The sequence below is a fragment of the Mycobacterium sp. 1423905.2 genome (assembly GCF_001673155.1).
Lineage (GTDB): Bacteria > Actinomycetota > Actinomycetes > Mycobacteriales > Mycobacteriaceae > Mycobacterium.
Window position 1 is genome coordinate 1 of sequence record NZ_LZLE01000146.1, and the last position, 8,729, is coordinate 8,729.

The 8,729-nt window shown below is 66.0% G+C and carries 8 protein-coding genes; 4 read left to right on the forward strand and 4 right to left on the reverse strand.

Annotated elements, in window-relative coordinates; all coding sequences use genetic code 11:
* The first annotated feature begins 61 nt into the window (after positions 1–61).
* From A9W95_RS08140 to A9W95_RS08155, 4 genes are read left to right on the forward strand one after another with little or no spacing between them, the layout of a single operon-like run.
* On the forward strand, positions 62–2,104 hold the full coding sequence (locus A9W95_RS08140; protein WP_082982962.1) for an ABC transporter ATP-binding protein: 2,043 nt from the start codon (positions 62–64) through the stop codon (positions 2,102–2,104).
* A complete protein-coding gene (locus A9W95_RS08145; RefSeq protein ID WP_067410628.1) occupies positions 2,105–2,950 on the forward strand; it encodes an energy-coupling factor transporter transmembrane protein EcfT in 846 nt (281 codons plus the stop codon).
* A gap of 40 nt (positions 2,951–2,990) precedes the next feature.
* A complete protein-coding gene (locus tag A9W95_RS08150) occupies positions 2,991–4,421 on the forward strand; it encodes an amino acid permease (RefSeq protein WP_067410631.1) in 1,431 nt (476 codons plus the stop codon).
* Positions 4,418–5,296, forward strand: a complete 879-nt coding sequence (locus A9W95_RS08155; RefSeq protein ID WP_067410634.1) for a universal stress protein — start codon at positions 4,418–4,420, stop codon at positions 5,294–5,296. The genes A9W95_RS08150 and A9W95_RS08155 overlap by 4 nt, the downstream gene beginning before the upstream one ends.
* A 14-nt stretch (positions 5,297–5,310) precedes the next feature.
* On the opposite strand, the gene A9W95_RS08160 is transcribed toward A9W95_RS08155, so the two are convergent.
* The 4 genes from A9W95_RS08160 to A9W95_RS08175 all read right to left on the reverse strand — a co-directional run.
* The gene (locus tag A9W95_RS08160) at positions 5,311–5,943 is read right to left on the reverse strand and encodes a TenA family protein (protein WP_082982963.1); all 633 of its coding nucleotides are present in this window, start codon (positions 5,941–5,943) and stop codon (positions 5,311–5,313) included.
* A gap of 51 nt (positions 5,944–5,994) precedes the next feature.
* A complete protein-coding gene (locus A9W95_RS08165; protein ID WP_067410644.1) occupies positions 5,995–7,320 on the reverse strand; it encodes a sugar ABC transporter substrate-binding protein in 1,326 nt (441 codons plus the stop codon).
* Positions 7,321–7,337: 17 nt separating this feature from the next.
* Positions 7,338–8,162, reverse strand: coding sequence for a carbohydrate ABC transporter permease (locus tag A9W95_RS08170; RefSeq protein WP_067410639.1), 825 nt, complete (start codon positions 8,160–8,162; stop codon positions 7,338–7,340).
* Positions 8,149–8,729: carbohydrate ABC transporter permease (locus A9W95_RS08175; protein WP_067410642.1), on the reverse strand; the 581-nt coding region annotated here is incomplete at its 5' end. The genes A9W95_RS08175 and A9W95_RS08170, both read right to left, overlap by 14 nt.

The following is an 8,729-nucleotide window of genomic DNA, read 5'->3' on the forward strand; positions in this document are numbered from 1 at the left end:
AAATTCACATCGACTGGAGTGCTGCGCTGAGAAAGGTGCTGGGCCTGGCACAATCGGAGAAGTGACCTCGCCCGGCCCCCATCCACCCCTGCCCCGGGGTCGGCTGCGGCCGGGTGAGTTGGCGCAGGCTGCCGTGATGGCGGCGTTGTGTGCCGTGATCGCCATCATCTCGGTCGTCGTGCCGTTTGCTGCGGGCCTGGCGCTGCTGGGCACCGTTCCGACCGGGCTGCTGGCCTACCGCTACCGGCTGCGGGTGCTGCTGGCCGCGGCGGTGGCCGCCGGGGTGATCGCCTTCCTGATCGCCGGGCTGGGCGGTTTCATGGGCGTGGTCCACAGCGCCTACATCGGTGGCCTGACCGGCTTCGTCAAGCGCAAAGGTCGCGGCACCCCCACCGTGATCGTCTCCTCGCTGATCGCGGGGTTGGTGTTTGGCGCCCTGATGGTCGGTGTGCTGGCGGTGTTGGCCCGGTTGCGGCATCTCATCTTCGACGTCATGACCGCGAACGTGGAGGGCCTCGCGTCATTCTTGGCCCGGATTGATATGCCCGGTGCCGGCGCGGATATGAAGCGGTACTTCATTGCTGCCTTGCACTACTGGCCGTGGTGGTTGCTCGCGTATTTCACGATCGGGATCTCGATCGTGTCGTTGATCGGCTGGTGGGCGTTGTCGCGGCTGTTGGAGCGCATGCGCGGCATCCCCGATGTGCACAAGCTCGATGCCCCGGTCGACGGCGACGACGGCGCCCACATCGCCCCGGTGCCGGTTCGGCTCGAAAAGGTTCGGTTCCGCTATGCCGGCGCGGGCCAAGACGCGTTGCCGGAGACCAGCCTGGAGGTTCACCCGGGCGAACATGTAGCCATCACCGGCGCCAACGGTTCCGGTAAGACGACGTTGATGCTGCTGCTGGCCGGTCGAGAGCCGACGTCGGGAACCCTCGAGCGGCCCGGCGCGGTGGGCCTGGGCAAGCTGGGCGGCACCGCAGTTGTGTTGCAGCATCCCGAGTCTCAGGTATTGGGCACCCGCGTCGGCGATGACGTGGTGTGGGGTTTGCCACCGGGTACCAAGGCCGATGTCGATCGGCTGCTGACCGAGGTGGGTCTGGACGGATTCGCCGAACGCGACACCGGAGGCCTGTCTGGCGGTGAGTTGCAGCGCTTGGCGCTGGCTGCGGCTTTGGCGCGGGAGCCGGCCTTGCTCATCGCCGACGAGGTCACCACCATGGTCGACCATCAGGGCCGCGAGGCGCTGCTCAGTGTGCTGTCCGGTCTGACGAAACGGCACCGCACCGCGCTGGTGCACATCACCCATTACAACAACGAGGCCGATACGGCCGACCGGATCATCAATCTCAGCGATTCCCCGGACAACACCGGCGTCGTGGAGGCCGCCGAGCCGCCCGCGCGGATCACCGTACCGGGTGAGGAGGCGCACGCGCCGGCGCTCGAGTTGGTCGGGGTCGGTCATGAATACAACCTCGGAACACCCTGGGCGAAAACGGCCTTGCGCGATATCAACTTCGTCGTCGAACAGGGCGACGGTGTGCTGATTCACGGCGGCAACGGGTCCGGCAAATCGACGCTGGCGTGGATCATGGCGGGGCTGACCGTTCCCACCACTGGCGCCTGCCTGCTCGACGGCCGTCCCACCCACGACCAGGTCGGTGCCGTGGCGCTGTCGTTTCAGGCCGCCCGGCTGCAGTTGATGCGCAGCCGCGTCGACCTGGAAGTGGCATCGGCAGCGGGCTTTTCGCACCGCGACGAGGACCGCGTGGCCGCCGCGCTCAGCGTCGTCGGGCTCGATCCCACCCTGGGCAAACGGCGCATCGACCAACTCAGCGGCGGCCAGATGCGCCGCGTCGTGCTCGCCGGACTGCTCGCTTGCTCGCCCCGTGCCCTGATCCTCGACGAGCCGCTGGCCGGACTGGACACGGCCAGCCAGCGCGGGCTGTTGCGGCTGCTGGAGGACCTACGCCGAAAACAAGACCTGACCGTAGTGGTCATCTCGCACGAATACGTCGGCATGGAAGACCTGTGCCCCCGCACGATGCACCTGAGCAACGGCAGGGTGGAGTCGGTGCCGACGACCGCGGCGGGAGGTAAGTAAGTGGCGACCAAAACCCCGGTCGGGCGCGGAGCCCGTCGGCCCGGCCGACCGGTCGTGCTGTTGATCCCGGTGCCGGGGAAGTCCGCGATCCACGATCTGTGGGCGGGTACCAAACTGCTGGTGGTGTTCGGGATTTCGGTCCTGCTCACCTTCTATCCGGGGTGGATCGCGCTCGGTCTGGTGGCGGCGCTCGTGCTGGCGGCGGCGCGGATCGCACGCATTCCGCGCGGTGCGCTGCCATCGATGCCGCGGTGGCTGTGGATCGTCCTGGCGATCGGCTTCATCACCGCGGCGTTGGCCGGTGGCTCCCCGACGGTTCGGATCGGCGCAGCCGAAGTGGGGCTGGGCGGGGCGTTGTACTTCCTGCGGATCACCACGTTGTCCATCGTGCTGCTCGCGCTCGGCGCGATGGTCTCCTGGACCACCAACGTGGCCGAAGTAGGCCCTGCCGTCGCGGCATTGGGCCGCCCGCTGCGCATCCTGCGGATTCCTGTGGATGAGTGGGCGGTGGCACTCGCCTTGGCGCTGCGCGCTTTTCCGATGCTCATCGACGAATTCCAGGTGCTCTATGCCGCACGTCGCTTGCGACCCAAGCACATTCCGCGCAGCCGAAAGGCGCGACGGCAGCGGCACGCGCGTGAGCTCATCGACCTGCTCGCGGCTGCCATGACAGTGACGCTGCGGCGCGCGGACGAAATGGGTGACGCGATCACCGCGCGCGGTGGTACCGGACAGTTGTCGGCGCATCCCGCGCGGCCGAGGTTCTCCGACTGGTTGGTGCTGGGCCTCACGGTCCTCCTCAGCGCGGCCGCAGTCGTCGGTGAGACGATCTGGCACACCACCTAGCCGGTGCGGCCATCGGCTGACCTAGCGACGGGAGGCGCCCTTGCCGGCCACTTCGATCAGCCTCAAAGACCAGATGCTGCGGCGGCGCCCGGTGGGCCACGCCCCCGTCGCAGCCGGGGCCTCGGCCAACCTCAAACGCAGCTTCGGCACCTTCCAGCTCACCATGTTCGGGGTGGGGTCGACGATCGGCACCGGTATCTTCTTCGTGCTGGCCGAGGCGGTTCCGGAAGCCGGGCCCGGGGTGATCGTTTCGTTCGTCATCGCCGGAATCGCGGCCGGCCTGGCAGCGATCTGCTACGCCGAATTGGCCTCAGCGGTCCCGGTTTCGGGATCGTCGTACTCCTACGCCTACACCACGCTGGGCGAAGCCGTCGCGATCGTGGTGGCGGCGTGCCTGCTGTTGGAGTACGGGGTGGCCACGGCCGCGGTCGCGGTGGGTTGGAGCGGATACGTCAACAAGCTGCTGCACAACCTGTTCGGGGTGCAGCTACCGGCGGCGTTGTCGGCGGCGCCGTGGGACTCCCATCCCGGTTATGTGAACCTGCCTGCGGTCGTGCTGATTTTTCTGTGCGCGCTGCTGCTGATCCGCGGCGCCAGTGAGTCCGCGACGGTCAACGCGATCATGGTGCTGATCAAGCTCGGGGTGCTGGGCATGTTCGTGATCATCGCGTTCACCGCGTACGACGCCGACCACCTCAAGGATTTCGCACCGCTGGGAGTCGCAGGAATCGGGTCGGCCGCCGGCACCATCTTCTTCTCCTACATCGGCCTCGACGCGGTGTCGACCGCGGGAGATGAGGTCAAGGATCCGCAGAAGACCATGCCGCGGGCGTTGATCACCGCGTTGGTGATCGTCACCAGCGTCTACGTCCTCGTCGCGCTTGCCGCGTTGGGCACTCAGCCCTGGCAGGATTTCGGTGCGCAGGAAAACGCCGGCCTCGCTGTCATCTTGGACAATGTCACCCGCTCCCGTTGGGCCAGTACGATTTTGGCTGCGGGGGCGGTCATCTCGATCTTCACCGTCACCCTCGTCACGATGTACGGCCAGACCCGCATCCTGTTCGCCATGGGCCGGGATGGTCTGCTGCCGGCTCGGTTCGCCAAGGTCAATCCGCACACCATGACCCCGGTGAACAACACCGTGATCGTCGCTATCGCCGCGTCGGCGCTGGCCGCGTTCGTGCCCCTCGACAAGCTGGCCGACATGGTGTCCATCGGCACCCTGACGGCCTTCATCGTGGTGTCGGTCGGAGTGATTATCCTTCGGGTGCGCGAGCCGGATCTGCCGCGAGCGTTTCGGGTGCCGGGATACCCGGTGACACCCGTTCTTTCGGTGCTCGCGTGTGGCTACATCCTGGCCAGCCTGCACTGGTACACCTGGATCGCGTTCAGCGGTTGGGTGACCGCGGCGTTGATCTATTACCTGGCGTGGGGCCGCCATCACAGTGCGCTCAATCAGGAGATGCCGTGACCGTCCTGGTCGGGTATCGGGCCGGCAAGGTCGGACTGTCGGGGCTGCACCTGGCGGTCCGCATCGCTCGCACCCTCAAGACGTCGCTCACCGTGGCCACGGTGGTACCCAGGCCTTGGCTCACACCGTCGTTCGCGCGCGTCGACGCCGAATACCAACAGTGGGCGGATCATCTGGCGGAAAACTCCGCCGCGGAGGCGCAGCGTTATCTGTTCGCGCTGAGCGACGGGATTCGCGTCAATTACCGCGACCGGGCGCACCGGTCGGTGTCAAGCGGGTTGATCGAATTGGCCGAGGAGTTCGGTGCGGAAATGGTGGTGCTCGGCTCCTTGCCCAGCGGCGGCCGAGCCCAAGTGGTGGTAGGCACCACCGCGGACTGGTTGCTGCACTCCTCACCGGTACCGGTGGCGATCAGTCCGCCCGAATACCGTTCCCACACTGGGACGTTGACCCGACTGACGTGCGCGTACTCGGCGACGGCGGAATCAGTCGAAGTGCTGCGACGGTGTTTGGATTACGCCGAACGGTTCGAGGTGCCGGTCCGGGTCATCACTTTCGCGGTGCGCGGCAAGACGATGTATCCGCCCGAGGTCGGACTGGACGCCGAAGACGCGATCTTGGCGGCGTGGGCGACGCAGGCGCAAGACATCCTCGACGGGCTGCGGTCCGACGGAGTCGTCGGCGAAGACGTTGCGCTGCAGGTGGTTACCGGCCATAGCTGGCCAGAGGCATTGCACAACACCGACTGGCAAGACGGTGAGATGTTGGCCTTGGGCACGTCGCCACGAGGCGACATCCGCCGTGTGTTCCTCGGGGCCCGCAGCGGCAAGATCATCCGGCACAGCCCGGTTCCGGTGATGGTGCTGCCCGGCTGAGCCGCTTGCGATTGTCACGCTGGCTCGCTCGGACGGTTGGCAGCGTCGAAGAATCGCAATTCGAATTCCATCGCCTGGCGATACAGGCTGATTAGGCGGTCCTGATCGCCCCCGTACCGGTCGAGTAGCTCTTCTAGGCGTCGTACCAGGGCCTCGAACTCCGGACTCGAGTACGTCATCACCCACTCGCGATATAGACTCTCGGGCTTTGTGTTAGTCGCCAACTGCTGACCGAGGTGAGCGTAAAGCCGCATGCATGGCGTCATCGCCGCCGCGATGTGGCCAACCGGCTCGAGCGCAGCGACCGCCAACAGGAAATTGGTGTACGCCGAGGTAGCGGGGTCTGGTGCTGGGTAAAGATCGACACCCCAGCGTGCCGCGTAGCCCTGGTGCAGACGCAGCTCATCACTGGCGGCATCGAGCAGCTCTTTGAACACCATCAACCCATCTCGGTCCGGGCTCTTCGCCAGGGCCAAGGCGTAGGCGCGACAGTAGGCGTCAAGGTAGGCGGCGTCCTGCCCCACGTAGTGGGCGAACTTGGCTCGGACCAACTCTCCGGAGGCTATGCCCTGCACGAACGGGTGTTGCAGCGCCGCTCGAGCGATGTCCTGGTTTCGCCGCCATAACGAGTCCGAAAGGGATACCACCAATCCACCGTAGAACTCGGCGATTGCCGAGCGTCACGGGTGACTACCGTCTTACCGCTGTGCGGCGGCGTTGGCGGCGGCCTGCGCCCGGCGCAATATGGTCGGGATATCGCCGCGACCGAGGAACATCTCGTCGAAGTAGGGTTTGAGCGCTTGGTTGCCGGCCGCGAATCCGGGACCGCCAGGGGCCGGAATGCGCGGGCCGTTCAGCACCGTGAAAAACGGTGTGACATCGATGCCCTTGGCTCGCCAGTAATCGAAGTAGACCGGCTGCGCGGCGAGGACCGCGGGAATGGCCGCGCCTTCCCGGCCGAGGTAGGCGTTGCCCTCGGTGCTGCCCATCCACGCCAGCACCTGACGCACCGCCTCGGGATGCCGGGTGGCCGAGTTACCCGCCGCGGCAATGCCGTTCGTCACGCTCACCCGGCCTCGGGGTCCGCTGGGCAGCATCGCGACCTTCCACCGGAACGCGGCGTCGCGGGCCACGGCCGCCAAACTGTAAGTGCCCGACTGAAACAGCGCCATCCGGCCGGCCAGGAACTGGTTACGCGAGAAGTCGCCGTTGTCGTTGGTGTCCGACGCCGGTGGCGCGACGTGGACGACGTTGATGAGGTCGACCAAGTAGCGGAAGGCGTCAAGGGCTCCCGGGTTGTCGAAGGCGAACTCGTCGCCGCGCTGAAACACACCGCCCGCCGAGCCGATGTAGTTCAGGTAGATGCCTTGCGGATCGTTGGCGGCGTTGTAACCCCACTGGCGCACTCGCATGCCATCGAATCCCGGTGTGTCTGCGGCATGTCCGTCGGCGTCGACGGTGAGGCGGGCCAGCAGCGGCCGCAGCGTGTCGTCCCCACCCAGGCTCCACCGGGCGGCGTCCAGTTCGCCCGGATCCACTCCCGCGGCGGCCAGCAGGTCGGCGTTGTAGAACACCGCGATGCCGGCGTCGGTCAACTGCGGTACGCCCCACAGCACGCCCTTGCGGGTGAACTGCTCCACCACCGCCGCGTCCCAATCCGCGAAGCGGCCGATGTCAATTTTCAGCAACCGGCCGCTGTCGGCATAGGCGTCCAAGTAGGCGTTGGACAACCAGAAGATGTCATCGGCGCTGCCACCGGCCACGTCGGTGCGCAGGGTGTCGAAATAGTTGGAGTAGGCAACCAGATTGGTGTGCACTTCGATGTTGGGATGGGTGCGGGTGAACGCCTGGAACGACTGCCGGTAGGCCGCCGCGATCGGTTCGGCCCACAAGCGCACCGTTACCACGACCTTGCCGTTGCTGGGCTCGCCCGTCCGGCCCATCAACACCGCCGTGGTCAGCAATAGCGCCGCGATGACCACCAGCGCGGTGGCGACGAGGGTAGAGAAGCGGAGGCGGTTCACTGCGACGCCTATGTCGGTCACTTGATCCCCGAAACGACGATCGAGGACACAATATGGCGTTGGAAAACCATAAAGAGGGCGACCAGCGGCACGATCGCCAGCGTCGTCGCGGCCATCACCAGCGTCCATTGGGAATTGAACCGCGACTGCAAATCCGCGGTGGCCACCGTGAGCACCCGCCACCGATGACCGCTGGTGATCACCAGGGGCCACATGAAGTTGTTCCACTGCGAGACCACCGTGATCATTGTCAGCGCCGCCAACACCGCCCGGCTGGACGGCAGGATCACATGCACGATCACGTCCAGAGTGTTCGCGCCGTCCAGGCGAGCGGCGTTGATCAAGTCATCAGGGATCATGCGGAAGTGCTCGCGAAGCAAGAAGATGGCGTAGGGAGAGCCGAACACGAATGGAATCACCAATGCCCAGAACGTGTTCCGCAGACCTAGCTGCGCCATCATCAGATACAGCGGCACCACGGTGACCGTACCGGGCACCATCAAGGTCGCGATGTAGACCCAGAAAAGAGCGTCACGGCCGCGAAACTCCAATCGGGCGAACGCATATGCTGCCAGCACCGAGAAGGTGAGCTGGCCCAACAAAATCACCGCAGTCATCAAGGCGGTCACCGCGGCAGCGCGGCCGAATCCAGCCCCCGCGAGATCGCCGTAGTTGGCCAGCGTCGGCGGGCGGGGCAGCTGCAACGGTGTGCCGGTGGCGAATTGGTGCGCCGACGTAAACGAAGTCAACAGCCCAAACGCGAACGGCGCCAACGTGATCAGTGCGCCGATGGCCAGACCGACGTAGATGACGGCGTTGGTGATGCGACTAGGTGAGGTCATAGCTGATCCGCCGCCGGAAGTACAAGTGTTGGACTAAGGTGACGCCGACCAGGATGACGAACAGCACCACCGCCATCACCGATGCCCGGCCGATCGCGGCCGCGCCGAACGCCTCGGCGTAGATGCGGTGCGCCACCAAGTCGGTGCTGCCTTCCGGCCCGCCCCCGGTCAGGGCGTAGACCGTATCGAAAACCTGTGCCACGCTGACAATCCCGGTGACCAGGACGAAAAACATCGTGGGGCGCAGCATCGGCAACGTGATCCGCCAGAAACGCTGCCATGTGTTGGCGCCGTCGGTGCGGGCGGCGTTGTGGATGTCCTCGGGGATGGCCAGCAGACCGGCCAGGAAGGATAGCGAGACGTAACCGACGTTGGTCCAGATGACGACCGCCGACACCACCGGCAGCGCCATATCGGGATTGGTGAGCCACTCGATGCGGTGTCCCAGCAGTGTGCTGACCGCGCCGTCGGTGGGGGCCAGTATCCAGCGCCACAACACCGCAATCGCCAACGGCGCACAGATCCAGGGCAGCACGTACAGCGTGCGGAACAAGCCGGTGCCGGGGA